The organism is Duganella sp. Dugasp56, from assembly GCF_047304105.1.
Classification (GTDB): domain Bacteria; phylum Pseudomonadota; class Gammaproteobacteria; order Burkholderiales; family Burkholderiaceae_D; genus Rugamonas; species Rugamonas hordei.
The window spans coordinates 120897-145429 of the sequence record NZ_JBGLYQ010000009.1 but is presented as its reverse complement, the minus strand read 5'-3'; the positions used below and the strand labels follow the sequence as shown (position 1 = coordinate 145429).

At 66.2% G+C, this 24533-nt stretch carries 27 protein-coding genes; 11 read left to right on the top strand and 16 right to left on the bottom strand.

Annotated features, from left to right (window positions below):
* The first annotated feature begins 1 nt into the window (after position 1).
* Together ACCD07_RS08515 and ACCD07_RS08510 are read left to right on the top strand one after the other, a co-directional pair.
* Positions 2 to 886 carry a dienelactone hydrolase family protein gene (locus tag ACCD07_RS08515; protein ID WP_413447079.1) on the top strand — a complete coding sequence of 295 codons (885 nt, stop codon included), beginning with the start codon at positions 2 to 4 and terminating at the stop codon, positions 884 to 886.
* A 172-nt stretch (positions 887 to 1058) separates the two neighbouring features.
* A complete protein-coding gene (locus ACCD07_RS08510; protein ID WP_176654749.1) occupies positions 1059 to 1760 on the top strand; it encodes a ZIP family metal transporter in 702 nt (233 codons plus the stop codon).
* An 89-nt stretch (positions 1761 to 1849) separates the two neighbouring features.
* Here the strand turns inward: ACCD07_RS08510 and ACCD07_RS08505 are convergent, their stop codons facing one another.
* The 3 genes from ACCD07_RS08505 to ACCD07_RS08495 are packed head-to-tail and all read right to left on the bottom strand — an operon-like array spanning position 1850 to position 4743.
* Entirely contained in the window at positions 1850 to 2701 is an 852-nt protein-coding gene (locus ACCD07_RS08505; protein ID WP_413447078.1) for a sulfurtransferase, read from the bottom strand.
* 9 nt (positions 2702 to 2710) lie between these two features.
* On the bottom strand, positions 2711 to 3634 hold the full coding sequence (locus ACCD07_RS08500) for a DMT family transporter (protein WP_176654747.1): 924 nt from the start codon (positions 3632 to 3634) through the stop codon (positions 2711 to 2713).
* A gap of 8 nt (positions 3635 to 3642) precedes the next feature.
* Positions 3643 to 4743, bottom strand: coding sequence for an aromatic ring-hydroxylating oxygenase subunit alpha (locus ACCD07_RS08495; protein ID WP_176654746.1), 1101 nt, complete (start codon positions 4741 to 4743; stop codon positions 3643 to 3645).
* 323 nt (positions 4744 to 5066) lie between these two features.
* Between ACCD07_RS08495 and ACCD07_RS08490 the strand changes: the two genes are divergently transcribed.
* The 3 genes from ACCD07_RS08490 to dxs are packed head-to-tail and all read left to right on the top strand — an operon-like array spanning position 5067 to position 8083.
* Positions 5067 to 5324 carry an exodeoxyribonuclease VII small subunit gene (locus ACCD07_RS08490; RefSeq protein ID WP_176654745.1) on the top strand — a complete coding sequence of 86 codons (258 nt, stop codon included), beginning with the start codon at positions 5067 to 5069 and terminating at the stop codon, positions 5322 to 5324.
* A complete protein-coding gene (locus tag ACCD07_RS08485) occupies positions 5321 to 6211 on the top strand; it encodes a polyprenyl synthetase family protein (RefSeq protein ID WP_413447077.1) in 891 nt (296 codons plus the stop codon). Before ACCD07_RS08490 ends, ACCD07_RS08485 begins: the two co-directional genes overlap by 4 nt.
* The gene (gene dxs / locus ACCD07_RS08480; protein ID WP_413447076.1) at positions 6212 to 8083 is read left to right on the top strand and encodes a 1-deoxy-D-xylulose-5-phosphate synthase; all 1872 of its coding nucleotides are present in this window, start codon (positions 6212 to 6214) and stop codon (positions 8081 to 8083) included.
* On the opposite strand, the gene ACCD07_RS08475 is transcribed toward dxs, so the two are convergent.
* Positions 8070 to 9290: an SGNH/GDSL hydrolase family protein gene (locus ACCD07_RS08475; RefSeq protein WP_413447075.1), complete on the bottom strand. Its 1221-nt coding sequence runs from the start codon at positions 9288 to 9290 to the stop codon at positions 8070 to 8072. The genes dxs and ACCD07_RS08475 overlap by 14 nt on opposite strands.
* Positions 9291 to 9393: 103 nt before the next feature.
* Here ACCD07_RS08475 and ACCD07_RS08470 point away from each other — a divergent pair, with 103 nt between their 5' ends.
* Together ACCD07_RS08470 and ACCD07_RS08465 are read left to right on the top strand one after the other, a co-directional pair.
* On the top strand, positions 9394 to 10305 hold the full coding sequence (locus tag ACCD07_RS08470) for a LysR substrate-binding domain-containing protein (RefSeq protein WP_413447074.1): 912 nt from the start codon (positions 9394 to 9396) through the stop codon (positions 10303 to 10305).
* Positions 10306 to 10374: 69 nt separating this feature from the next.
* On the top strand, positions 10375 to 11124 hold the full coding sequence (locus tag ACCD07_RS08465; protein ID WP_413447073.1) for a M48 family metalloprotease: 750 nt from the start codon (positions 10375 to 10377) through the stop codon (positions 11122 to 11124).
* Between the two features lie 4 nt (positions 11125 to 11128).
* Here ACCD07_RS08465 and ACCD07_RS08460 read toward each other — a convergent pair whose 3' ends face one another.
* The 12 genes from ACCD07_RS08460 to ACCD07_RS08405 all read right to left on the bottom strand — a co-directional run bounded on the left by ACCD07_RS08460 (position 11129) and on the right by ACCD07_RS08405 (position 19581).
* Complete coding sequence (locus ACCD07_RS08460) at positions 11129 to 11683, bottom strand: cob(I)yrinic acid a,c-diamide adenosyltransferase (protein ID WP_413447072.1); 555 nt, start codon at positions 11681 to 11683, stop codon at positions 11129 to 11131.
* 17 nt (positions 11684 to 11700) lie between these two features.
* Positions 11701 to 12255, bottom strand: coding sequence for a hypothetical protein (locus ACCD07_RS08455; RefSeq protein ID WP_413447071.1), 555 nt, complete (start codon positions 12253 to 12255; stop codon positions 11701 to 11703).
* A gap of 79 nt (positions 12256 to 12334) precedes the next feature.
* Positions 12335 to 13237, bottom strand: a complete 903-nt coding sequence (locus tag ACCD07_RS08450) for a hypothetical protein (protein WP_413447070.1) — start codon at positions 13235 to 13237, stop codon at positions 12335 to 12337.
* Positions 13238 to 13299: 62 nt separating this feature from the next.
* Positions 13300 to 13443 carry a hypothetical protein gene (locus tag ACCD07_RS08445; RefSeq protein ID WP_176654737.1) on the bottom strand — a complete coding sequence of 48 codons (144 nt, stop codon included), beginning with the start codon at positions 13441 to 13443 and terminating at the stop codon, positions 13300 to 13302.
* Between the two features lie 80 nt (positions 13444 to 13523).
* Positions 13524 to 14396, bottom strand: a complete 873-nt coding sequence (locus ACCD07_RS08440) for a CPBP family intramembrane glutamic endopeptidase (protein WP_176654736.1) — start codon at positions 14394 to 14396, stop codon at positions 13524 to 13526.
* A 13-nt stretch (positions 14397 to 14409) separates the two neighbouring features.
* Complete coding sequence (locus ACCD07_RS08435) at positions 14410 to 15081, bottom strand: DUF2987 domain-containing protein (protein WP_176654735.1); 672 nt, start codon at positions 15079 to 15081, stop codon at positions 14410 to 14412.
* Between the two features lie 17 nt (positions 15082 to 15098).
* The gene (locus ACCD07_RS08430) at positions 15099 to 16106 is read right to left on the bottom strand and encodes a lysophospholipid acyltransferase family protein (protein ID WP_176654734.1); all 1008 of its coding nucleotides are present in this window, start codon (positions 16104 to 16106) and stop codon (positions 15099 to 15101) included.
* A gap of 2 nt (positions 16107 to 16108) precedes the next feature.
* Positions 16109 to 17080, bottom strand: coding sequence for a hypothetical protein (locus ACCD07_RS08425; RefSeq protein ID WP_413447069.1), 972 nt, complete (start codon positions 17078 to 17080; stop codon positions 16109 to 16111).
* A 21-nt stretch (positions 17081 to 17101) separates the two neighbouring features.
* On the bottom strand, positions 17102 to 18328 hold the full coding sequence (locus ACCD07_RS08420) for a hypothetical protein (protein WP_413447068.1): 1227 nt from the start codon (positions 18326 to 18328) through the stop codon (positions 17102 to 17104).
* 83 nt (positions 18329 to 18411) lie between these two features.
* Complete coding sequence (locus ACCD07_RS08415; protein ID WP_353399589.1) at positions 18412 to 18540, bottom strand: hypothetical protein; 129 nt, start codon at positions 18538 to 18540, stop codon at positions 18412 to 18414.
* Between the two features lie 232 nt (positions 18541 to 18772).
* Positions 18773 to 19018, bottom strand: coding sequence for a helix-turn-helix domain-containing protein (locus tag ACCD07_RS08410; RefSeq protein ID WP_176654731.1), 246 nt, complete (start codon positions 19016 to 19018; stop codon positions 18773 to 18775).
* Entirely contained in the window at positions 19018 to 19581 is a 564-nt protein-coding gene (locus tag ACCD07_RS08405; RefSeq protein ID WP_176654730.1) for a hypothetical protein, read from the bottom strand. The genes ACCD07_RS08410 and ACCD07_RS08405 overlap by 1 nt, the downstream gene beginning before the upstream one ends.
* 186 nt (positions 19582 to 19767) lie before the next feature.
* Here ACCD07_RS08405 and ACCD07_RS08400 point away from each other — a divergent pair, with 186 nt between their 5' ends.
* The 4 genes from ACCD07_RS08400 (at position 19768) to ACCD07_RS08385 (ending at position 24529) form a co-directional block, all read left to right on the top strand.
* Complete coding sequence (locus ACCD07_RS08400; RefSeq protein WP_413447067.1) at positions 19768 to 21258, top strand: FAD-linked oxidase C-terminal domain-containing protein; 1491 nt, start codon at positions 19768 to 19770, stop codon at positions 21256 to 21258.
* Positions 21259 to 21268: 10 nt separating this feature from the next.
* Entirely contained in the window at positions 21269 to 22363 is a 1095-nt protein-coding gene (gene glcE / locus ACCD07_RS08395) for a glycolate oxidase subunit GlcE (protein WP_413447066.1), read from the top strand.
* Between the two features lie 8 nt (positions 22364 to 22371).
* Positions 22372 to 23613, top strand: a complete 1242-nt coding sequence (glcF, locus tag ACCD07_RS08390; protein WP_353399596.1) for a glycolate oxidase subunit GlcF — start codon at positions 22372 to 22374, stop codon at positions 23611 to 23613.
* Positions 23614 to 23749: 136 nt separating this feature from the next.
* Positions 23750 to 24529, top strand: coding sequence for a mechanosensitive ion channel family protein (locus ACCD07_RS08385; protein WP_413447065.1), 780 nt, complete (start codon positions 23750 to 23752; stop codon positions 24527 to 24529).
* The last annotated feature ends 4 nt before the right edge of the window (positions 24530 to 24533 follow it).

Genomic DNA, 24533 nt, shown 5'->3' with positions numbered 1-24533 from the left:
GATGGATGATTTGAAACGTGATGCAGAGAGTTTGCTGGCCAAAACCAGCCTGTCGGACGGCGTCGACCGCCGCGATTTCCTGAAGGTGGCGCTGGGCACCGGCTTCGCCGCCGCCGCGATGCCGGTGGTGGCGCAGAACGTCATCCACACCGATACCGTCGGCCTGACCGCCGGCACCATCACCATCACCGTCAACGGCCAGACCGTGCCGGTGTACCGCGCCCAGCCGGAAGGCAAGAGCAACCTGCCGGTGGTGCTGGTGGTCTCGGAAATCTTCGGCGTGCACGAGCACATCGCCGACGTCGCGCGCCGCTTCGCCAAGCTGGGCTACCTGGCGCTGGCGCCGGACCTGTTCGTGCGCCAGGGCGATCCGCAGAAGGTGGCCTCGATCGCCGACCTGCAGCGCGACATCATCTCCAAGACGCCGGACGCGCAAGTGATGACCGACCTCGACGCGGTGGTGGCCTGGGCCAAGGCCAACGGCGGCAATCCGGACAAGGTCGCCATCACCGGCTTCTGCTGGGGCGGCCGCATCACCTGGCTGTACGCCGCGCACAATCCGTCGCTGAAGGCCGGCGTGGCCTGGTATGGCCGGCTGATCGGCGAGACCAACGCCAACTTTCCCAGGCATCCGGTCGATATCGCTGGCACTCTGACGGTGCCGGTGCTGGGCCTGTACGGCTTGAAGGACACGGGCATCACCCAGGAATCGATCACGGTGATGAAGGCCGCGCTGGCCAAGGGGCCGAACAAGTCGACCTTCGTCATCTATCCGAACTCCGGCCATGCGTTCAATGCGGATTATCGTCCGAGCTACGTCGAGGCGGACGCCAAGGATGGCTGGGGCCGCACGCTGGCCTGGTTCAAGCAAAACGGCGTGTCCTGATCAAATTTTAGCCAAAGTAAGCATAAAACCGGGCTGGGCGGTAAAATAACGCCCCCGGCCCGCTCGCAGCGGCACGGCTCCTGCTACCAGAGGCTATAACATCGATCCTGTCCTTATCTCCATATTACTGGCCACCACGGTCGCCGGCGTCGTCAGCATCAGTGCTGCCGCCGTGTTCTCGTTTACGCTGCTGTCGAAGGTGGTGGAGCGTATGGTCAGCCTGTCGGTGGGCATCATGTTGTCGACGTCGCTGCTGCACGCCTTGCCGGAGGCTTTCGAGTCGCAGGCCAGCGCGCGCAGCCTGTTCGCCACGCTGCTGGGCGGGCTGCTGGCGTTCTTCCTGCTGGAGAAGCTGGCGATCCTGCGCCATTCGCACCATCACGAGGGCGACGGCCACCACCACCATCACGGCCATGATAAGCACGAGGCGGGCAAGGCCGGCTGGATGATTCTGGTCGGCGACGGCATGCACAACTTCACCGACGGCATCCTGATCGCGGCGGCCTTCCTGGCCAATCCGGAGCTGGGCTTGGTGACGGGGCTGGCCATCATCGCGCACGAGATTCCGCAGGAGATCGGCGACTTCATCGTGCTGCTGAACGCCGGTTTTTCGCGCACGCGCGCCTATGTCTACAACCTGCTGTGCAGCCTGATGGCGATCGTCGGCGGGCTGCTCGGCTACTACACGCTGGACCGCGCCAGCAGCCTGATACCGTATGTGCTGGTGTTCGCGTCGTCCGGCTTCATCTACATCGCCGTCAGCGACCTGATGCCGCAGATGCAGCGCCGCGCGACGATGCGCGAATCAGTGCCGCAAGTGCTGCTGATCGCCGCCGGCGTCGCCATCGTCCTGTTCCTGACGCACGGCCACTAAGGCTTGTGGCCGCTCAATCCCGCGCGCCTTGCCGCAGGCGCGGCCGGGAGTATCTAGCCGACGCGCCGGGCGCGTCAGCCGCACAAATCTTAATTGCCGGTCGCCACCGGGCGGGCTGGATCGGCGCACCATTCGCTCCAGGAGCCGGGATACAGCGCGGCGCCGGGCAGGCCGGCCACTTCCAGGGCCAGCAGGTTGTGGCAGGCCGTCACGCCCGAGCCGCATTGCATGATCGCTTGCGGCGCGCTGGCGAACAGCGGGGCGAATTCTTCCTTCAACTGCGCGGCGTCCTTGAAGCGGCCGTCGGCGCCCAGGTTGTCCTTGAAGAAGCGGTTCTTGGCGCCGGGGATGTGGCCGCCGACCGGGTCGATGGTCTCGTTCTCGCCGCGATAGCGGTCGGCCGCGCGCGCGTCGACCACCGTGCGTTCCTGCGTGGCCAGGTTGGCCACCACCTCGTCCACCGACACCGTCTTCACCAGCGACGGCTTGTCGCTGATGGTGCCCGGCGTGCGGCGCTCGGCCAGCGTCACCATGCCCAGGCCCTGCGACTGCCAGGCGGCCAGGCCGCCGTCCAGCACCGCCACCGCCGGATGGCCGACCCAGCGCAACAGCCACCACAGGCGCGCGGCGAACATGCCGCCGTGCGCGTCGTAGGCCACCACTTGCGTATCGTCGCTGATGCCCCAGCCGCGCAGCGTCTCGATCAGCGCGGAGCGCGCCGGCAGCGGATGGCGGCCGCGGAACTTGCCGTCCGGGCCGGTCTTGGCGCCCGCCAGGTCGGTATCGAGGTTGGCGAACTGCGCACCCTGGATGTGGCCGATGGCAAAGCCGTCGCGGCCCGCGTTCGGATTCATCAAGTCGTGGCGGCAATCGAGGATCACCCAGTTGTCATCGGTCAGATGCTGGGACAGGTCGGCGGCGCTGATCAGGGTGGTGTGCATGCGTGCTCCTTATACTTCGCTGGCTATCGGGTCGGTACTGGCTATCGCCTTACCGCGTTCGGTGTTGCGCGTATTGTAGAACGTTGCGGCCACGCCGGACAGCAGGATGATGGAGATGCCCAGCCAGCTGTGCCAGCTGAACACGTCGCCGAACACCAGCACACCCCACACGCTGGAAAACACGATGCCGGTGTATTGCAGGTTGGCCACCACCAGCGTGTTGCCGAGGCGATAGGCGCGCGTCATCGCGATCTGCGCGCTGGTGGCGCAAATGCCGATGCCCAGCATCAGCAAGGCGCCGTGCACGCTGGCGATCGAGTGCCACACGGCGCCGCCGGCGCCGGCGAACACGTAGTTGCCGGCGACACCGGCGACCAGGTTCATGATGGCGAAATAGAATACCACGCGGTTCTCCGGCTCGCCGGCCAGGCCCAGCTTGCGCACCTGCAGATAGGCCATCGCCGACAGCACGCTGGAAGACAGCGCCAGCAGGGCGGGAGCCAGCAGGTTGGCCTGGAAGGCCGGCTGCAGCAGCAGGGTGACGCCGACAAAGCTCATCGCCACCGCCGCCAGCAGCGGCCACCTGACCTGGTTCTTGGCATGCCACCAACCCATCGCGAACAGCCAGACGGCGATCCAGATCGGCGCCATGTAGTTGAGCGTCATGGCGGTGGCCAGCGGCAGCTTGCCGATCGAATAGAACCACAGCCACAGCGACACCACGCCGACCACGCCGCGCCACAGGTGGGCATACGGCATGGTGGTGCGGAACGATCCGCCTTGGGCGCGGATCGCGACGGCCAGCACGATGATGCCGACTATTCCGCGATACACAACCAGTTCGGAGGTTGAAAACTCTTGCGAGGCCAGCTTCACGCACACCCCCATCGCGGCGAACATGAAACTGGCAAACAACATCCAAAGTGATTGCATCGAAAATCCTATAAGTCGATATTGGCTCGATACCACTCGTGGAAGTGCTGCATGCCGTCTTCCATCGGCGACTGGTAGGGGCCGGCGTCGCTGGTGCCGCGCTGCATCAGGATCTTGCGGCCGGCATCCATGCGCAGGGCGATCTCGTCGTCCTCGGCGCAGGTTTCCATGTAGGCCGCGCGCTCGGCCTCGATGAACTCGCGCTCGAACAGCACGATCTCCTCGGGGTAGTAGAACTCGACCACGTTCTTGGTGCGCTGCGGGCCGTCCGGCCACAGGGTCGAGACGATCAGCACGTGCGGATACCATTCGACCATGATGTTCGGATACAAGGTCAGCCAGATCGCGCCGTACGGCGGCGGTTCGCCGCCACGGAACTTGAGCACCTGCTCCTGCCAGCGCTTGTAGATCTCCGAGCCGGATTTCTGCAGGCCGCGGTTGACGCCCACCGTCTGCACGCTGTAGTCCTGGCCGAATTCCCAGCGCAGGTCGTCGCAGCTGACGAAGCCGCCGAGGCCCGGATGGAAGGGCTCGACGTGGTAGTCCTCCAGGTAGACTTCAATGAAGGTCTTCCAGTTGTAATTGCAGGTCTGCACTTCGACGTGGTCGAACATATAGCCGGAGAAATCCAGGTCCCTGGTCACCGACAGCTCATTGAGCTTTTCCATGACGTTGTAGCCGTTCTGCTCGAACAGCAGGCCGTTCCAGCTTTGCAGCCTGGTCTTCGGCAGGTTCAGGCAGGGCGTCTCCGGGAAGTGCGGTGCGCCGATCAGTTCGCCCTTGAGGTCGTAGGTCCAGCGGTGCAGCGGGCAGACGATGTTGTTGGCGTTGCCGCGGCCGTTGAACATCAGCGCCTGGCGGTGGCGGCAGACGTTGGACAGCAGCTCCAGCCCGTTTGCGTTGCGCACCAGCATACGCCCTTCGTTTTCGGAAACGAGGGTCGCGAAGTCGCCGACGTTCGGCACCATCAGTTCGTGCCCGACGTAGCGCGGACCAGACTGGAATAATTGCTGCATTTCACGCTGCAGTAGCGCTTCGTCAAAGTAGACGTCAACCGGAAGTTGCGCGTGTGGACGCGCCAGCTTGGCGTGGGTACCCAGATCGGACATCCCAACCCCCCTTAATATATACATCAAACCAAGAAGAGACAGAATCCGTAAAGACCTGAATTCAAAGTTGTTGAAAATGGTATTTCGGACAGAACCGGAGATTATACCGCCTTTTACCCCTCTCCAGCGGACTGCTGTGCTCGTTTTTCGTGCAAAATCTTGTGAAAATTGCATGCTGGTACGGCATATGGCGACGATTGCGATAAAATCCATGGATTGCCCCGCCAGCGGGAGGCTATAGTTCCACCGGATGAGGTGGTTTGTTCTAAAATAACGGGCTACACTGCGCTGGCACGTGTTTTTGCCTTGAAACCTGAGTGACTATGTCTAAGAAATTAACTGCCGACGCGACCGCCGCCGTCCCCGTCTCGTTCGAAGAAGCGATGGCGGAGCTGGCCCAGCTGGTTGCGCAAATGGAGGCAGGACAGCTGCCGCTGGAAGCCTCGGTGGCCGCCTATGCGCGCGGTTCCGAGCTGGTGAAGTTCTGCGCCGCCCAGCTGGAAAAAGTGGAATCCCAGGTCAAGGTGCTGGACGGCGACATGCTCAAGCCGTTCGCGGAAGCCGGCGAGGCCGAACAATGAGCGGCGCCTTCGACGATTGGATGAAGACCGTCCAGGCGGCATCCGAAAACGATTTATCCGGTTTTCTTCCCGCCGCCACGGCGGTGCCGACCAAGCTGCACGCGGCCATGCGCTATGCGCTGTTGGGCGGCGGCAAGCGCGTGCGTCCGCTGCTGGTGTATGCGGCCGGCGCGCTGTTCGGCGCCGACGCGGCCACGCTGAGCCGCGCGGCGGCGGCGGTCGAAATGATCCACGCCTACTCGCTGGTGCACGACGACATGCCGTGCATGGACGACGACGAACTGCGCCGCGGCAAGCCGACGGTGCACGTGGCTTACGACGAGGCGACCGCGCTGCTGGTCGGCGACGCGCTGCAGTCGCAGGCCTTCCTGGTGCTGTCGGAAGCGGCCAGCGTTCCCGCCGCGCGCCTGGTGGCGATGCTGCGCCTGCTGGCGCACGCCTCCGGCTCGGCCGGCATGTGCGGCGGCCAGGCGATCGACTTGGACAGCGTCGGCCTCAGCCTGACCTTGGAGCAGCTGGAGCAGATGCATCAACTGAAGACGGGCGCCTTGCTGCGCGCCTCGGTGGTGTTGGGCGCGCTGGCCGGCAAGGATTTGGACGACAATGAACTCGCCGCGCTGAACGTGTATGCGCGCGCCATCGGCCTGGCGTTCCAGGTGGTGGACGACGTGCTCGACGCGACGGCCGATTCGGCCACATTGGGCAAGACCGCCGGCAAGGACGCCGCCGACAACAAGCCGACCTACGTCTCGATCCTGGGTCTGGAGCCGTCGCGCGCGCTGGCGGAAAAATTGCGGCTCGACGCGCACGCAGCGCTCGCGCCGTTTGGAGAAAAAGCTCTGCGGTTACGCGAACTCGCGGATTTGATCGTGCAGCGGAAGGCATAAATGAACTTGCTCGAAAACATACATACCCCAGCCGACGTGCGCAAGCTGACGCGCACCCAGCTGACGCCGCTGGCGCACGAACTGCGCAGCTACCTGCTCGATTCCGTGTCGAAGACCGGCGGCCACCTGTCGTCCAACCTCGGCACCGTCGAGCTGACGGTGGCGCTGCACTACGTGTTCAACACGCCGCACGACCGCATCGTCTGGGACGTCGGCCACCAGACCTATTCGCACAAGATCCTGACCGGCCGCCGCGACCGCATGCACACCTTGCGCCAGCTGAACGGCATCTCCGGCTTCCCCAAGCGCGACGAAAGCGAATACGACACCTTCGGCACGGCCCACTCGTCGACCTCGATCTCGGCGGCGCTGGGCATGGCGCAGGCGGCCAAGATCAAGGGCGAGCACCGCCACGCCATCGCCGTCATCGGCGACGGCTCGATGACCGCCGGCATGGCGTTTGAGGCGCTGAACAACGCCGGCGTGCAGGAAGACCTGAACCTGCTGGTGATCCTGAACGACAACGACATGTCGATCTCGCCGCCGGTCGGCGCCTTGAACCGCTACCTGGCGCGCCTGATGTCGGGACAGTTCTACGCCGCCGCCAAGAACGTCGGCAAGTCGGTGCTGCCCGGCCCCGTGCTGGAACTGGCCAAGCGGCTGGAAGAACACGCGAAGGGCATGGTGGTTCCGGCCACGATGTTCGAGGAGTTCGGCTTCAACTACATCGGCCCCATCGACGGCCACGACCTGGAATCGCTGATCCCCACGCTGCAGAACATCAAGCAGCTCAAGGGGCCGCAGTTCCTGCACGTGGTGACCAAAAAGGGCCAGGGCTACAAGCTGGCCGAGGCCGAGCCTATCCTGTACCACGGCACGCCGAAATTCAATCCGGCCGAGGGCATCAAGCCGGCCGCCGCGCCGGGCAAGATCACCTACACCGAAGTATTCGGCAACTGGCTGTGCGACATGGCCGCCGCCGACAAGAAGCTGGTCGGCATCACGCCGGCGATGCGCGAAGGTTCGGGCATGGTGCGCTTCGAGCAGGAATATCCTGACCGCTACTTCGACGTCGGCATCGCCGAGCAGCACGCGGTGACCTTCGGCGCCGGCCTGGCCTGCGAGGGACTGAAACCGGTGGTGGCGATCTACTCCACCTTCCTGCAGCGCGGCTACGACCAGCTGATCCACGACGTGGCGCTGCAAAACCTGGACGTGACGTTCGCGCTGGACCGCGCGGGACTGGTCGGCGCCGATGGCGCCACCCATGCCGGCAACTACGACATGGCCTACCTGCGCTGCATCCCGAACATGGTGGTGATGGCGGCGTCGGACGAAAACGAATGCCGCCAGATGCTGACCACCGGCTACCAGTACAACGGCCCGGCGGCGATCCGCTATCCGCGCGGCGCCGGCATCGGCGCGGCGATCAAGCCGGAGCTGACCACGCTGGAAATCGGCAAGGGCGAAATCAAGCGCAAGGGCCAGAAGATCGCGATCCTGGCGTTCGGCTCGATGGTCGCACCGTCGGTCGGCGCCGGCGACGCGCTGGACGCGACGGTCGCCAACATGCGCTTCGTCAAGCCGCTGGATGTCGAGCTGGTCAAGAAGCTGGCCGCCGAACATGACTACCTGGTGACGGTGGAAGAGGGCTCCATCATGGGCGGCGCCGGTTCGGCGGTCGCCGAGGCGATGGCCGCCGAAGGCATCGTCAAGCCGCTGCTGATGCTGGGCCTGCCGGACAAGTTCATCGACCACGGCGATCCGGCCAAGCTGCTGAGCAGTGTGGGCCTGGATGCAGCCGGCATCACCGCCTCGATCAAACAGCGCTTTGCGGGCGGCGAGCCGCGCCTGGTCGTCAATAACGGCTGATGCTGCGGGCGATCGCCGCATAGCCGGCATCGCCGGGATGCAGGTGGTCGCCGCTGTCGTAGCGCGGCTGCATGCGCGACGGGTGGTCCGGGTCGCGCAGCAGCGCGTCGAAATCGGCCACCTCGTCAAACTCTCCGCTTTCCCTGATCCACCGATTGACCTCGCCGCGCACCGCGTCCTTGGCGGGCGTGTAGTAGGCGTCGAAGGGCGTGCCTTGCAGCGCACCTTCGAACGGCAGCAGCGTGCCGCCGACGATGCGCACGCCGCGCGCGTGCGCCTGCGCGATCAGCTGCCGGTACGCGGCGATCATGCGCGCCGCCGTCATCGGCGGCTCCTGCGGCGCGAATGCGCTTTGCGGCCAGCCGATATCGTTTATCCCCATCAGCACCACCGCCGTATGCACGCCCGGCTGCGCCAGCACGTCCTGCTCGAAGCGCGCGGCGGCATTGGCACCCATGCGGTCGCCCAGCAGGCGCGCGCCGGAGATGCCTGCATTGACCACCGCCACGCCGCCGGCGCCGAGGTGCCCGGCGAGTTGGTCGGGCCAGCGCCGGTCGCTGTCCGGCGTCGAGCCATTGCCGTCGGTGATGGAGTCGCCGAATGCGACCACCGCGCGCGTAGGCACCGCTGCATCGACCCAGATCCCCGCCAGCAGGGCGCGGCCGTGCAGCGGCGTCGCGCCGGGCAGTGCGGCGGCTGAGGCGACGTTGCCGGCGGCGATATGGCCGGTCTGCTGCGCGCCCCAGTGGAAGGTGGCCAGCGGCGTTTTCTGCGGCAGGTAGACGCTGACGGCCAGTTTTTCCAATGCCGCCAATGGCATCTCCAGCGCGTCGCTGACTGCGGGCGCGCCTGCGGGAATGACGGTGCCGCGCTGGCCGCCGAAGGTCAGCACCTGATCGGTACCCGGCGCGATGCCGCCGTCCGCCCCGGCGGCGCGCGCCACATGCGCCTCGCCGACCACCAGCGGCTGGCTGCCGTAGCGATTGGACAGCACGATGCGCACGCGCCGGCCGCCCACGCTGATGCGCGCCGTTTCGCGCACGGTTTGCTGCGCCAGGCTGTCGGGGATGCCGGTCGGCAGCACGAAATCTCCGCTGCGCCAGGCGGCGTGCGGGCTGGCCTGCCAGCTGGCTACCCAGTTTTCCGCCGCATGCAGCGGCGCGGTGAGTGATGCCGCCAGCACGGCAGCGGCGAGGAATTTGTTCATGATGCGCTCCTGAAAAGTGAGGAGCCCACGATAGGTCATTCCTGAATTGCGCGGAAGGCGGCAAAACTGACTATACTTTATTCAAATATGGAATGAGGGCGTCATGGATACCATCCGTTCACTGCGTTGTTTTGTGCGGGCCGTCGAGCTGGGCAGTTTGTCCGCAGTGGCGCGCGAGGAGGGTACGAGCCAGCCCACCGTCAGCAAGCTGATGGTCGCGCTCGAACGCGAGCTGGGTGTGCGCCTGCTGGAACGCAGCACCACCAGCCTGCAGCCGACGCCGCAAGGCAGCCGCTTCTACCAGCGCGCGCTGGGCGTGCTGGCCGCTTACCAGGAAGCGGTGGCCGATGCGCGCGGCCAGACCGACACGCCGGCAGGGCTGGTGCGGGTCAACGCGCCCTCCGCGTTCGGGCAGTTCCGCCTGAACGCCTTGCTGGCGCCGTTCATGGCGCGCTACCCTCAGGTCGAGATCGAGCTGATACTCGACGACCGGATGGTCGACCTGGTCAAGGATGGCGTCGACATTGCCGTGCGCCAAGGACATGAGCTGCCGCCCGATGCGGTGGCGCGGCTGGCCGGGGTGTCGCCGCGGCAGCTGGTGGCGGCGCCGGAGTACCTGCGCGCGCATGGCGAACCGCTGCAGCCGCGGGATCTGGCGCGCTTCGACTACATCCGTTTCGCCTGGCTGGCCGACGGCGATTTGCTCACGCTGCAGCGCGGCGAACAAGTGGAAACCGTGCACACGCACGGCCGCTATCGCGTCAACAGCGCATTGGCGATCCGCGAAAGCCTGGCGGCCGGCGGCGGCATCGGCTTGTGCCCGCTGTGGCTGGTGCAAGACCTGCTCGGCAGTGGCGCGCTGGTGCGCGTGCTGCCGGAATGGCAAGGGCGGCCTCAGCCGCTGCATCTGCTGTCGCCGTCGCGCCGCTACCAGCCGCTGCGCGCGCGCCTGCTGCTCGACCATCTGGCGACTGAGATCGCTCACCTTCCCGGTTACGCAGCACAATTGATATAAATCCTTGTCTCCTGCGGAGCATGGCGTATATTGATATAAACCGTTTATATCGGATCGCGCCGGGGAGGCATGATGAAACTGGTCGCCGTCGGCTTGATGGCCGCATGTTTGGCGCACGCCGGCGCCGGTGCGCAGGTGCCGGAATCAGGCCGGGCGCAGGAGCTGATTTTCAGCGCCGAGGAGGTGGCCAGCAAGGTGGAGGACCGCTATATCGATCGCGTGGTCGAACTGGCGGCTTCCGGGCGCCTGGACGACGACCGCGCCTTGCTGGCGCGCTTGCAGACCATAGGCGCCGGCTTGATACGGGCCGCCGTGGCGCTCAAGCCGGAAGCGGCGGCATGGCAGTGGGAGTTCCATACCACCAGCGATCCGGAAGTCGACGCCATCTGCATGGCGGGCGGCAAGATCCTGGTCGGCAGCGCCTTCGTGCGCCAGCTGGCGCTGAGCGACGGCGAGCTGGCCACGTTACTGGGGCACGAAGTCGCCCACGCGGTGGCCGAGCATCATCGAGAAACCTTGTCGGAAGCGCTATTCCTGAACCGTCAGCCGATGCCGCCGCTGGAGGTGCTGATGGAGCGCCTGGACAGCGACCTGTCGCTGCAGATACGGCTGTCCAAACTTTCAAGCCTGCAGGAATCCGAGGCCGATCAACTGGGCATGGTGCTGGCGCATCGCGCCGGCTGGCCGGCCGGCGAGATGGTCAGCTTCTATCGCAAGCTGGCCATGGGCGACCAGGCGGCGCTGGTGGCCGGCGCTTATCCGGCCAGCGCCTCGCGCCTCAGCATGGCGAAGGGGATGGAGCAGTTGTTCAAACCGTAGTGTCTTAGCCGCGCTTGCGCTCGTGCTGCCACAGCACGTCGCTGCCGCCGGCGTAGCGGTTCAACACGCGCGACAGCACAAACATCAGGTCCGACAGGCGATTCACATACTGGCGCGGATGCTCGTGGATGGTCTCGGTCTTGCCCAGCGTGACGATGGCGCGTTCGGCGCGGCGGCACACGGTGCGGCATATGTGCGCCTGCGAGGCCGCGCGCGAGCCGGCCGGCAGGATGAACTCCGTCAGCGCCGGCAAGGTGGCGTTGTACTTGGCCAGCAGCGTGTCCAGGCGCTCGACGTGCGCCTCGGTGATCATCTGGTAGCCGGGGATGCACAACTCGCCGCCCAGGTCGAACAGGTCGTGCTGGATCGTCACCAGCTCTTCGCGCAGGTCGGCCGGCATGTCATCGCACAGCAGCAGGCCGATGTGCGAATTGAGTTCGTCCACCTCGCCGATCGAGTGGATACGCACGCTGTCCTTGTCGGTGCGGCTGCCGTCGCCCAGACCGGTGGTGCCGCCGTCGCCGGTGCGGGTGGCGATTTTGGAGAGTCGGTTGCCCATGTTTGATTCCTCAGTAGTTATTTGGCCGCCAGGCTGGCGCGGCGCGGGTCGTAGCAATCGAAGCCCGGGGTGTTCCAGAACTCCAGCAGGCCGACGGTTTCGTACATGCTGACTTCCTCATCGTACATCGGAAACAGGCCGGCCAGGTGGATGGTGCGGTCGGGCAGCTCGAAGGTGATCTGCTCGTCGCTCATGAACTGCGGCTTGTAGACGAAGCAGGCGTTCATCGCGCTGTCCTTGGACATCGGCGCGTCGAGCTTGAACGAAGCCTGGTAGTGGAACGGGCTGTCGCCGTAGAATGACTGCGCGATATAGGCGGCCGCGCTGCCCCAGCCGCTGTCGGTGGTTTTCAGCGTGAAGCTCAGTTCCGGCCGGCCGTTGACCCAGCTCGGGTGGTTGGCGTTGGACAGCCCGGCCGTCACCGCCGTCAACATGCCCTGCGCCGGGAAATCCGGGAAATAATAGACCAGCATGCGCGGACGGTTTGCCAGCGCCACTTCGGCGATCTGCGCCGTCACGCCAAGACGCTCTTCCAGCGCCAGTAGCCAAGCCTGCTCAAAATTGTATGCCATCTGCCGCTCCGAATAAGCTGATTGTCTGATGGGTTCGAAGCATACGCCAAGGCGGCCCGCCGTGTCAGCAGTTTTTGCGCTACCAGGCGTGCCGCGGGTGGCGCAGGCCGAATATTGCGCTCTGGCCGGTGAGCGCCAGTTCGTCGACTCCGTCGAAATTGCCGTGCCGGCGCCGGGCCTGCGCCAGCTGCCGGTATAGCGGTTCCGGCAACTCGAAACTGCGCTGGCGGTCGACGTCGAGGATGTAGCGGCCGGCCTCCACCTTGAACAACAGATAGGCGTCGTGCCGTCGTTCGTTCCAGAAAAACTTGTGCAGGTCGAACATGCGGTCGAAGTAGTAGGGATGTGCGGCCACGCGCTGCTCCAGCGCGCGCAGGCAGTCCCGCTGGGACAACGGGCCGAGATCGGTGATCACGCAGCCATCCGGCGCGGGATCGGCGAACAGCAGGCGATGCGGCAGTTGCATGCGCTCGGCCAGCGTGAACAGCGCGGGTTTGGCCAGGATGTTCCCATCGAGGAAGGCGTGGCTGGTGTCTGCCGGCGAGCCGCTCCCCCAAGGACGGTCGATCAGCACGAAAATCGGCGCCCGCTCGGCTTGCGCGCGGCGTATGCCTTTAATCAGTGGAAAGCCGCCGAGGATGAACTGGATACTGAAGCCGTGCCGGTGCGCCAGCCGGTTCAACATCTGCGCATGCTCGTCGCTTTGCGTGCTCATGCAGCAATAGACCTTGCGCGCCGGCGATGCGTCGGCCAGCGCCTTGACCAGGACCGGGTAGCTGCCGTAGTGGCAGGACATATACAGCGTCGAGACGCTGGCGTCCGGAACTCGACCTCGGTGGCGGTAGCGCGCGTCCATGCGTTCGTTGGCCAGCAGGCTTTGCTGGTAGCGGCGCCATTTGCGGATGTGGGCATAGGCGGCGGGGCGCGGAATGCCCAGCCGCAGCATGTTGGCCAATGCCATGATCGTGCGGGATTTTTGCATAAAAAAAGCAAAGGCGTTTGGGCGCCTTTGCAAAGCATCGGGAGTTAAACGAAAAGTGCTGCTTAGTAGTCTTCCTGCGTCGGGCAACTCCATTCAATTGCCATCGGCAGCGCTTCGATCTGCTCGAAAATGACTTCCTTGACCTGGGCCAGTTTCTGCTCGATGTGGTCGGTCATTGTCGGTACGCCGTAAAGTGCGAGGTCCATGCGATTTCCTTCATTGTTGCTATGCCTACTCTAGATCAGTTTTCGGCGGCCCTGAGCAGCCCGGACGGCTGCGGTGTTTCTTATCGCCTGCCGGCGGGCACGAAGCGGCCGGCGTCGCGCGCCAGTGTCAGCAACACCAGTCCCGACACGGTGCACACCGCCACGGCGGCCAGCGAGGCTTCGGCGCCGAAGCTGCCGCCCGTCAGCCAGTCCGGTCCATCCAGCCTGCCGATCAGGAAGCCTTGCTGGGCATAGCCGGACACGGCCACCGAGCACACCGGTCCCTGCACGAAATTCCAGGCGAAATGGATGGCGATGCACAGCCACAGCCGGCCGGTCAGCATGTAGGCGGCCGCCAGCATCAAACCCGCTTCGATGGCAATCGCGGCAGCGTTGAACAGGGTGGCGGCCGGATTGCTCAGATGGAGCGCGCCGAACAGCAGCGCCGAGGCCAGCAGCGCGGCGCTGCTGCCGAAGCGCTGCTCCAGGATGCGGAACAGGATGGCGCGAAACAAGATCTCCTCGGTCACCGCGCCCTGTACGAAGCGCGGCACGTTCAGCGCCAGCTCGGCCCAGCGGTTGTGGCCTTCGACCTGGTAGGCGCCGGAGGCGGCCAGTATCGTCATCACCAGGCCGAACGCCAGCGCACCGATCAGCAGTCCGGCGCCGCTTTCGGTCCAGGCGCCCGCCACCGCCAGCTCGCCCGGACGGCGCCGTTCGACCAGGCGCACATAGCCGCAGTAGGCGGCCAGCGACAGCGCCGTCACCAGTAGCGGACGCAGCAGCTGGGACAACGGTGACGCATCCTGTCCCAGCAGGGAGGCCAGCCCGAACGCGGGCAGGCTCACGACGCACCAGGCCAGCGCGATGCGCGCCAGCGGCGAGCGCAGCGCCCGCAGGCCGCGGTGTTTGAGCCAGTGTCTGATCCCTGCCGTGGCGGTCGACCGTTGCATGGCGTGCGCGGCCTCAGTCGGTCAGGAAGTCGGCCGCCAGCGGACGTGCCGACAGCAGGATTTGCGCATTGGCGGCCAGCAGCGCTTCGTCCAGCTTGAGCCGGATGCGCGATTGCGCGTCGGCGCGCAACTGGCGCACGCCGTCGCGCGTCTGCAGCTCCAGCGTCGGCGCGGCGGTGGCGGGGAACTGCAGCTCGACGCCGCTGAAGGTCGGCATGAAGAAGCGCATCGGTCCGGCGCCGGCGCGCATCATGGCGTTCATCTGGCGCACGCTGGTCATCAGGCTGGCGTAGCTGAAGCGCAGTCCGTCGGGCAGCGTCGGCCGGGCGCTGAAGGAAAACGCCGACTTCTCGTCGGCCGCCAGGCTGGTGTAGATCATCGGGTTGGCCTTGAGCCAGCGCGGATCGGACTTCAGGTCGAAGCCGCCGTCGGCGCTGACGGGCAGGCGCGTGGTCTCGCCGCCGTCGACGAGGAACAGGCGCACTTCCTCGGGCCGGATGGTGGCGTTGCGCGGCTTCATGTTGCCGCGGATGACCAGCTTGTCGCGCTGCTCGGCGGGAAACTCGTACACCTTGTCCAGGTGGGTGATTTTCAGCAGTGTCTGGTAGTCGGCCAGTTCGCGTTCGGCGGCGCCCGCGCTCAGGCACAGGCAGGCCAACAGCGCGGCCGGGATCGGGTGGATCATCAGGCTTCTCCGGTTGATCATTGCATTGCGGCCAGGGCCGGTGGCGCCAGGTCCTGCAACAGTTGGGGGAATTCAGGGATCGCGTTGCTGAAGGCCGGCGCGGCCGACCGCAGTTGCTCCAGCCATTGCTGCGGCGAGCCGTTGTCCACGCGCAGCCGCCGCTGCAGCAGTTCGCCGCTGCCCGGCAAATACACCCAGTGCTGCGGCGCGCGCCGTATCTGCGCCTCGATCTCGCGGAAAATGGCGGCGGTCAACGCGGCGATGTCGGCATCGAGGTCGCCGCTGCGCTGCACCGCCAACGGCGTACCCAGCCGTACCGTCGTGTCCAGCCCATCGCCGGGGCAGCTGTGGCCGACGATGACGGTGGCGTTGCTCTTCAGCGCGAACAGGCTGGTGCCGGCCATCGCCGGTACCAGCCTGTTAAAGAACGGCACGTACAGCGAATGGCCGCTGATGTCGAACACGTCCGGCATCATGGTCAGCGCTTCGCCCCGGCGCAGCACGCGCAAGGCCTTGAGCACGGCGCTGTCGTCGTTGAACAGCGCGTTGAAGCCATAGCCCAGGCGCTGGAACAGTTCCTCGAAACCACTGGAACTGCTGCTGACCGACGGCGGGTTGTAGAACGCGTTGACGGTCTTGTGGCGGCCGATTTCCTGGATCAGCTTCAGGCAGCCGAGCTGGAAGGTGCCGTAATGCGGCGTGACGAAGATGACCGGCTTGTCGTCCCGCTTCAGCTGATCGAGGCAGACGTCGCCCTCGATGCGCACATGGCGCGCGACGAACGATTCAAGCCGCGCCGCATCCAGCCCGGCCAGGTGGGTTTTGATCAGGTGGAAATTGCGCATCGACAGGCGGTAGCGCAAGTATAGGCGGTCCAGCTCGGCTGCGGACAGTTCGGGCAGCGCGATGCCGACGGCCTGCGCGAACTGGCGGCGGCCGTCGCGCTCGACCAGGCTGGACAGTTCCAATTGCGCGCGCGCCAGGTGCAGGCGCAGGTGCAGCAGCAGTTCGGTCATTGACGGCATGGTTATCCTCGCGACGGCAGGCCGGCGCCGTGGTGGGCGGGCGTGACAGGTTGGGCGGCCCAGGCGGCCAGGCGTGCGCGCGCCGCCGCGCAGGCGCCGCCGTCCAGGCCGTTGCCGTGGCGGTGCCAGGCGTCGATGTAGGCGTTCAGCTGCTTGAGCTGGTCGTCGCGTTCGACTTGCAGGTAGGGCGCGCTGGCGCGGTACAACTGGGACCAGGACAGCGTCTGCGCCGGCAGCGCGCTGGCGGCCGCTTGCAGATGCAGCGTCAGCCAGCTGGTGACGGAGCTGATGGTCAGGCTGGCGTCGCGCGGCTTCAGCGGCGTCAGCCGCAATATCGTCAGTTCGGGTTCTTCGGCCGGAGTCAGCGTGTACAGCGCCTCCAGCCCCAGGCAACACAGCAAGGGTTCCAGCAGCGACACGGCGTGGCGCATGCCGTTAAAGCTGACCCAGGTGCGGGTGCCGTCGCTGCCGGCGTGCAGCTCCGGGAAGGAGATGTACAGCGTCGGCTGCGGCGTGCCGGCCTTGATCATCCGCACCACATGGTTGGTGCCGACGCTGGCCGGCCTGTCGGCGGGCAGTCCGATCTCGGCCAGCACCTGCTCCACCACCGGCGTGGTGACGACGACGATGCGCAGGCCGGACGCGGCCAGCTGGCGCAGCAGCCGCAGTCCGGGCAGGCTGTACGGCAGGGCCAGCAGGCAGGAGTGTTGTGCCAGGCGGTCGCTCAGCGTGCGCAGCAGCGCCTGCGGCGCGCTGCCGGGCGAGCTCTGCGCGCACAGCTGGCGGTAGGCCGCCTGCGCGGCGCCGGCGACGCGCATCGCCTCGTCGTTGCCCAGGGCCAGCGCATGTTGCAAGCCCTTGGCGGCGAGGCGGGTGGTGTTGGCCTCGGCGCGCTGGTGCTGCAGGCGCGCCGCATAGGAGGCTGCCGGCGGCCGGCGCAACAGGGCGGCGAGGTGGGGGAAGCGAAGGAACATGGCGGCGTCTCCGTGGCGGTGTCAGGCGGCGAATCGGGCGTGCACGACGGCGCTGCGCAGCCCCGCCAGCGCGCGCAGCGTTTTCATGGCGAGCATGACGCAGGCCGAGGCGATCACCAGCGGCCACAGCAGATCGCCCAGCAGGCGCCACGCGGACCAGCCGGCGTCCGCCAGCCGGGCCGCGCCGGCGGCCGCGCCCAGCTGGTGCAGGCTGTCGGCCAGCGCGTCCGGCAGCGTCCGGGCCAGCCGCCGCACTTCGGTCACCAGGAAGCTGGCGAAATACAGCATGTAGGCGCCGCTCAGCAGGCCGTAGGCGTACAGCACCGGCGAACGCGCGCCGGGCCTGGCGCGGCCGAACAGCGGCATCAGCATTTCGGCGCTGGCCTGGCGCACCTGGCGGTGCAGGTTGTGCAGGCCGCTGAGGTCGGACAGCAGCCAATAGCCGTCGAACTTGAACACGGGGTTGAGCGTGAACAGCATGGTGAAGGTGACCAGCCAGATCAGCTTGAGCGCGTCGGGGCTGCCGCTGGCCAGCGCATACAGGTCGACGCCGATCAGCATCAGCGCCTGGAAATACACGCCGCCCAGATCGACCACCGCGCGTTGCCGGCGCGGCAGGCGCCAGGCCTTGCTGACGTCGGCGTACCAGGCGGGAAAGATCACGTACAGGCCGAAGCCGATGGCGCCGTGCGGGCAATTGAAATAGCGGCAGGCCGTCGTGTGGCCCAGCTCGTGGATCAGTCCGCTCAGCAGCAGCAGGGCCACCAGGCGCGTGCCGCCGCTGCCGCTCCAGCCCTCGTGGGCGGCGTGCATGGCGGCCGGCAGCACGCAGCCGTGCAGCACGGCGAAGATGGCCACCAGGCTCCATGCCAGCGACGGCTTGAACAGCCACGCCAGGCGGCCGGTCAGCAGGCCGGCGTACCACGGCGACAGCAAGTCGATGCTGATGGTGAAGGGATTGCCGCGCGCGGCCGGGGCGGCGTCGCTGAACAGCGCGGCGGGCAGCGTGGCGGCGGCCAGCGCGATCAGTTCGTCGGCCGGCAGCGCGGCGCCGCTGCGTTGCAGGTATTGGCGCTCCAGCTGGTCGGGCGTGGCCGGCGCCGTCAGCAGCGCTTCGATCAGTGCGCGCGACTTGGCGGTAATCAGGAAATGGCGGTTGTCCAGCTCCAGCAGGAAGCGTTGTGCGGCGCCCGCTTCGCGGTACGGCGAGATCCGGATGCCTTCTTTGAGCGTGGGTATGGCGGCCATGGGGGAGTGCGGAATGGGGAGGGATGGACGATGCGGGAAGAGAAACGGGAGCGAGGCGTGCGACTCCCGTTTCCAGCTCGGTATTACTTGTCGGACACCGAGCAGGTGTAGGTCCAGTCCGGTGCTGGAACGCTAGGCACGGCTTCCATTTCGAAGCGGGCTTCCAGTTCTTCGACGACGAATTCTACTTGGGTGATTTCGATGTTTTCCATTTAAAACTCCATGTGGGTGGTTATCAAGGTAGCTGTGAGATCGACACTGCAGCATAGTTCCCGGTTCAGCTGGAATAAATAGTAAATCGATCATATTTTTGTGTCAATCAGTAATTTGTTATTGTTTTACGATATTTTTAAGCGTTGTTTTTTTGTTATATCGAATGCGAGGGGCGCGCCGCCGCCTGCGCAAGAGCGCATCGGCGGCGTGCAGGCCAGGTGGAGGGGAGGTTTAGAAGTCGTCGCCGCCGGCGTCGTCGGCTGGGTCGCCTTCGTCCGGGCGCCATTCGAGGATGTCGGACGGCTGGCAGGCCAGCCGCTCGCAGATCTTGTTGAGCGTGGTGAAACGGATGCCGCGCACCTTGCCGGACTTGAGCAGCGACAGGTTCTGTTCGGTGATGCCGATGAAGGCCGCCAGCTCCTTCGACTTGATCTTGCGCTTGGCCAGCATCACATCCAGGTTGACGATGATGGTCATCAGATGAAGCCTTCGTTTTCTTCGCCCAGGCGGCGGCCTTCGTGCATGATGGCGGCGATCAGGTAGAACAGCCCGCACACCAGCAGCAACAGCACCTCGTTGGAGGTGACGTCGAAGCCGATGCGGAAGGCGCGGGTGTTGGAAACCAGGTTGAACACGATGGCGCGCAGCGCCGGTTCCAGACTCGACAGCGTGACCGACGCGAACACGGCGCCGGCAAACGCCCGCATGTAGCCGATGGTGCGGGTGGCGAAGATGGCGCCGCGCTGCAATTCGCGCAGCGTCTGCCGCAGCCGGATCACGCCGAACACCAGAAAGCTCAGCGGCAGCAGGCCGATGAGTACGCCCAGCAGCCGATACAGCGAAGACAGCCGCTGCATGTCGGCCACGCTCATGCCGTCTGGCAGCACCTGCATCACCCACCACAGCAGCTCGAACGGCATGGGGACCATCCAGGCGAGAATGAAGAACGATACCTGGACCACCAGGAAGACCTGCAGCACGATCTGCAGCACGATGCACAGGTAGCGGATGTGGTTGTGACCGGGAGTGGAGAACAGCATGGGTTTTATTTTTCTACGGTAAAAAATTATTGTACAGCCTCAAAAAATTCTTGTATTAACGACATTTTAACGTAAGAGCCGTCACCGCAGGCGCTGTGGTGCTATGCACAACAGCCTGTATTAGGCGGCGCCGGGTTTTGTGCTTACAATCGACTCTCGACCATACGCCGCCCAAAAACGCCCTCCATGAACACTGCCCCCGCCGCTCCCGCCACCGTCACCGCGCGCCGACTACAGGTTGCCGAGGCCCTGCGCGAGGCGCTGCCGGGGCGCTGCGTGCTGTCCGATCCCGAGGATACCCGCCCCTACGAATGCGATGGCCTGGCCGCCTACCGCCAGCTGCCGATGATCGTGGTGCTGCCCGATACCGAGGCGCAGATCGTCGCGGTGCTGAAGGTGTGCCGCGGGCTGAACGTGCCCATCGTGCCGCGCGGCGCCGGCACCGGCCTGTCCGGCGGCGCGATGCCGATCGCCGACGGCGTGGTGCTGTCGACCGCGCGCCTGAACCGCATCGTGCGCATGGACGCCTACTCCCGCAGCGCCGTGGTGCAACCCGGCGTGCGCAACCTGGCGATCTCGGAAGCGGCGGCGCAGCACGGCCTGTACTACGCGCCCGATCCGTCGTCGCAGATCGCCTGCACCATCGGCGGCAACGTGGCGGAGAACTCGGGCGGCGTACATTGCCTGAAATACGGGCTGACCGTGCACAACGTGCTGCGCGTGCGCGTGGTCACCATCGACGGCGACGTGGTGGAGCTGGGCAGCGAGGCGCTCGACGCGCCGGGACTGGACCTGCTGTCGGTGTTCATCGGCTCCGAAGGCATGCTGGGCATCGTCACCGAAGTGACGGTCAAGCTGGTGCCCAAGCCGGCCACCGCGCGCGTGATCATGGCGTCGTTCGACGAAGTGGTGGCGGGCTGCCACGCGGTGGCCGCGCTGATCGCCGCCGGCATCATCCCGGCCGGGCTGGAAATGATGGACCAGACCTCGTCGCGCATGGTCGAACCGTTCGTCAAGGCCGGCTACGATACCGACGCCGCCGCCATCCTGCTGTGCGAGGCCGATGGCACCGTCGAGGAGGTGGAAGAGGAAATCGCCCGCATGTCGGCGGTGCTCGACACGGCCGGCGCCAGCGCGATCGCGGTGTCGCAATCGGAGGCGGAGCGCTTGAAGTTCTGGTCCGGCCGCAAGAACGCCTTCCCGGCGGCCGGCCGCATCTCGCCCGACTACTACTGCATGGACGGCACCATCCCGCGCAAGCGCCTGGGCCAGGTGCTGGAGGGGATCGCGCAGATGGAGACCAAATACGGCCTGCGCTGCGCCAACGTGTTCCACGCGGGGGACGGCAACCTGCATCCGCTGATACTGTTCAACGCGAACATTCCCGACGAGTTCGAGCGCGCCGAGGCGTTCGGCGCCGAGATCCTGGCGCTGTGCGTGGAAGTGGGCGGCACCATCACCGGCGAGCATGGCGTGGGCATCGAGAAGATCAATTCCATGTGCGCGCAGTTTGCGCCGGCCGAGCTGGAAGCGTTCTTCTCGGTGAAGCGCGCCTTCGATACGGCGGGGCTGCTCAATCCCGACAAGGCCATTCCCACGCTGAACCGTTGTGCCGAATTCGGCAAGATGCGCGTCAGCGGCGGCATGCTGCCGTTCTCCCATTTGCCGCGTTACTGAACGGAGCAGCATGACGAACAACCTGACCACCGATATGCACTCCATCGCCCAAGACTTCAGCGTGCGCATACGCGCCGCGACGGCGGCCGGCCAACCATTGCGCCTGCGCGGCGGCGGCACCAAGGACTGGTACGGCCAGTCGCTGCAAGGCGAAGTATTCGATACCCGCGCGTACGCCGGCATCGTCGCCTACGAGCCGACGGAACTGGTGATCACCGCGCGCTGCGGCACGCCGCTGGCGGAAATCGAGGCGCTGCTGGCGCAGCACAACCAGATGCTGGCCTTCGAGCCGCCGCGTCTCGGCGCGGAATCGACCATCGGCGGCGTGGTGGCCAGCGCGCTGTCAGGCCCGCGCCGCGCCAGCGCCGGAGCGGTGCGCGACTTCGTGCTGGGCGCGGCGCTGATGGACGGCCACGGCGAGGCGCTGCGCTTCGGCGGCCAGGTGATGAAGAACGTGGCCGGCTACGATGTCTCGCGTTTGCTGGCAGGGTCGCTGGGCACGCTGGGCCTGATACTGGAGGTGTCGCTCAAGGTGCTGCCGGTGCCGGTGCGCGAGGCCAGCCTGTGCTTCGAGATGAGCGAGATCGACGCGCTGCGCCGGCTGAACGAATGGGCCGGCCAGCCGCTGCCGATATCCGCGAGCTGCTGGCACCGGGACGTGCTGTCGCTGCGCCTGTCCGGCGCGGAGGCGGCGGTGGACGCGGCGCTGCGCAAGCTTGGCGGCCAGGCGCTTGACGACGGCCCGGCGTTCTGGGCCGCGCTGCGCGATCAATCGCATGCATATTTTAGCAGCGGCGCCAGCGACGGCGCATTGTGGCGCCTGTCGGTGCCATCGGCGGCCAGCGCCATCATCCTGCGCGGCGAACAGCTGATCGAGTGGGGCGGGGCGCAGCGCTGGCTGAGGATGGACGAATGCGACGCCGCACAGGCGGCCGGCATCCGCGGCGCCGTGGCGGCCGCCGGCGGCCATGCCACGCTGTTCCACGGCGCGGACAAGAGCGTCGGCGTATTCCATCCGCTGGCGCCGGCCGTGGCGAAAATCCACGAACGGCTGAAGCGATCCTTCGATCCTGCAGGGATCTTCAACCCCGGCCGCATGTACTGACCACGCCTATGCAAACCAATCTCGCCGATTTCATCAAGAACACCCGCGAAGGCGAAGAGGCCGACGCCATCCTGCGCGCCTGCGTCCACTGCGGCTTCTGCACCGCCACCTGCCCGACCTACCAGCTGCTGGGCGATGAGCTGGACGGTCCGCGCGGGCGCATCTACCTGATCAAGCAGGTGCTGGAAGGCGCGCCGGTCACGGTCAAGACGCAAACCCACCTGGACCGCTGCCTGACCTGCCGCAACTGCGAAACCACCTGTCCGTCCGGCGTCAAGTACGGGCGCCTGATCGACATCGGGCGCAAGGTGGTGGAGGAGCGCGTCGAGCGCCCGTTCATCGAGCGCATGAAGCGGCTGGTGCTGAAGCAAGCCTTGCCGCGCAAGGCGGTGTTCACGGCGGCCCTGCGCGCGGGGCAGATTTTCCGTCCGCTGCTGTCGCCTGCGCTGCAGGACAAGATTCCGGCGATGCAGGGCGCCGGCGCCTGGCCGACGCGCGAACACGCGCGCAAGATGCTGGTGCTGGAAGGCTGCGCGCAGCCGGCGATGGCGCCCAACATCAACGCCGCCACCGCGCGCGTGCTCGATGCGCTGGGCGTGCAGCTGATGGTCGCGCCCAAGGCCGGCTGCTGCGGCGCGCTGCGCCATCACCTGAACGACCAGCAAGCGGCGCTGGACGACATGCGACGCAACGTCGATGCCTGGTGGCCGTATGTGCGGGACGGCGCGGTCGAGGCGATCGTGATGACGGCCTCCGGCTGCGGCGTCACGGTCAAGGAATACGGCCACCTGCTGGCGCATGACAGCGCCTACGCCGACAAGGCGCAGCGCATTGCCGCGTTGACGCGCGACCTGAGCGAGGTCATGCCCGAATTCGAAGAGGAATTGAAGCGCCGCGCAGGCACCGGCAACAGTAACGGCAGCGCCGGCGGACGCGTCGCCTACCACCCTCCGTGCACGCTGCAGCATGGCCAGCAGATACGCGGCAAGGTCGAGGGCGTGCTGCGCGCGGTCGGCGTCGACGTCGTGCTGTGCGCCGACAGCCATCTGTGCTGCGGCTCGGCCGGCACCTATTCGCTGCTGCAGCCGGAGCTGTCGCTGCAGCTGCGCGACCGCAAGCTGGCCAACCTGGCCGATACCGGCGCCGCCACCATCGTCTCGGCCAACGTCGGCTGTAGCGCGCACCTGCAGTCGGGCACGCAGACGCCGGTGACGCACTGGATCGAGCTGATCGACCGCGCGCTGACTTAGTTTTTTGGCGCCCGTCAAAGGCGCAGCGTAAATCAGGAACTTTGACCGTCGCCGATTGCCTCACAAGGGTGGGGAGGCAACGGCGGCGCCGGTGCGGCCTGCCTCCATGCGATCAATCGAACCAACTGGAGGAATCATGCAAAATCAAATCACCGAGTGGGGAACGGCCTTGATGACGTCGCTGTCCGCCGCCATGGCCATGCTGTTTCAGGCGATCCCGAAACTGATCGGATTTGCGGTCATACTCATCGTCGGCTGGCTGATCGCGGCCGCGCTGGCGAAAGCCATAATGGTCCTGCTGCGCTCCGTTAAATTCAATGACCTGGCACAGCGTGCCGGCCTGGCCGGCTTCTTCCACAACATGGGCATGCCGATGGATTCGGCCGGCGTGGTGGGCGCCGTGGTCAAGTGGTTCGTGCGGCTGATCGCGCTGGTGGTCGCTTTCGATGCGCTGGGACTGCCGGCGGTGTCGGAGGTGCTGCGGCAGGTGCTGCTATGGCTGCCGAACGTGGTGGTGGCGGTGGTGATCCTGGTAATCGCCGGGCTGGCGGCCAACTCGCTGGGCAAGCTGGTGCGAGGTACCGCCGCGGAAAGCGATTTGCGCAACGCCGACCTGCTGGGCAAGGTGGCCAGTGGCCTGGTGCTCGGCTTCGGCGTGATCGTGGCGATCGGCCAGCTCGGCATCGCGACCATGTTTGTCGACGCGCTGTTTGTGGCGCTGGTCGGCGCGGTGGCGCTGGCGGCGGGCCTGGCGTTCGGGCTGGGCGCGCGCGAGACGGCCGGCCAGATCATCCGCGACTGGTATGCCAAGCGCCGGACGGTGCGCGGCGTGCAGACGGCCGAAGGGATAGGCGAGGCGATCGGCCCCAGCTCGCTCAGCGAGCGGCGCATGAGCGAACGGCGCGCCGCCGTCTAGCCTA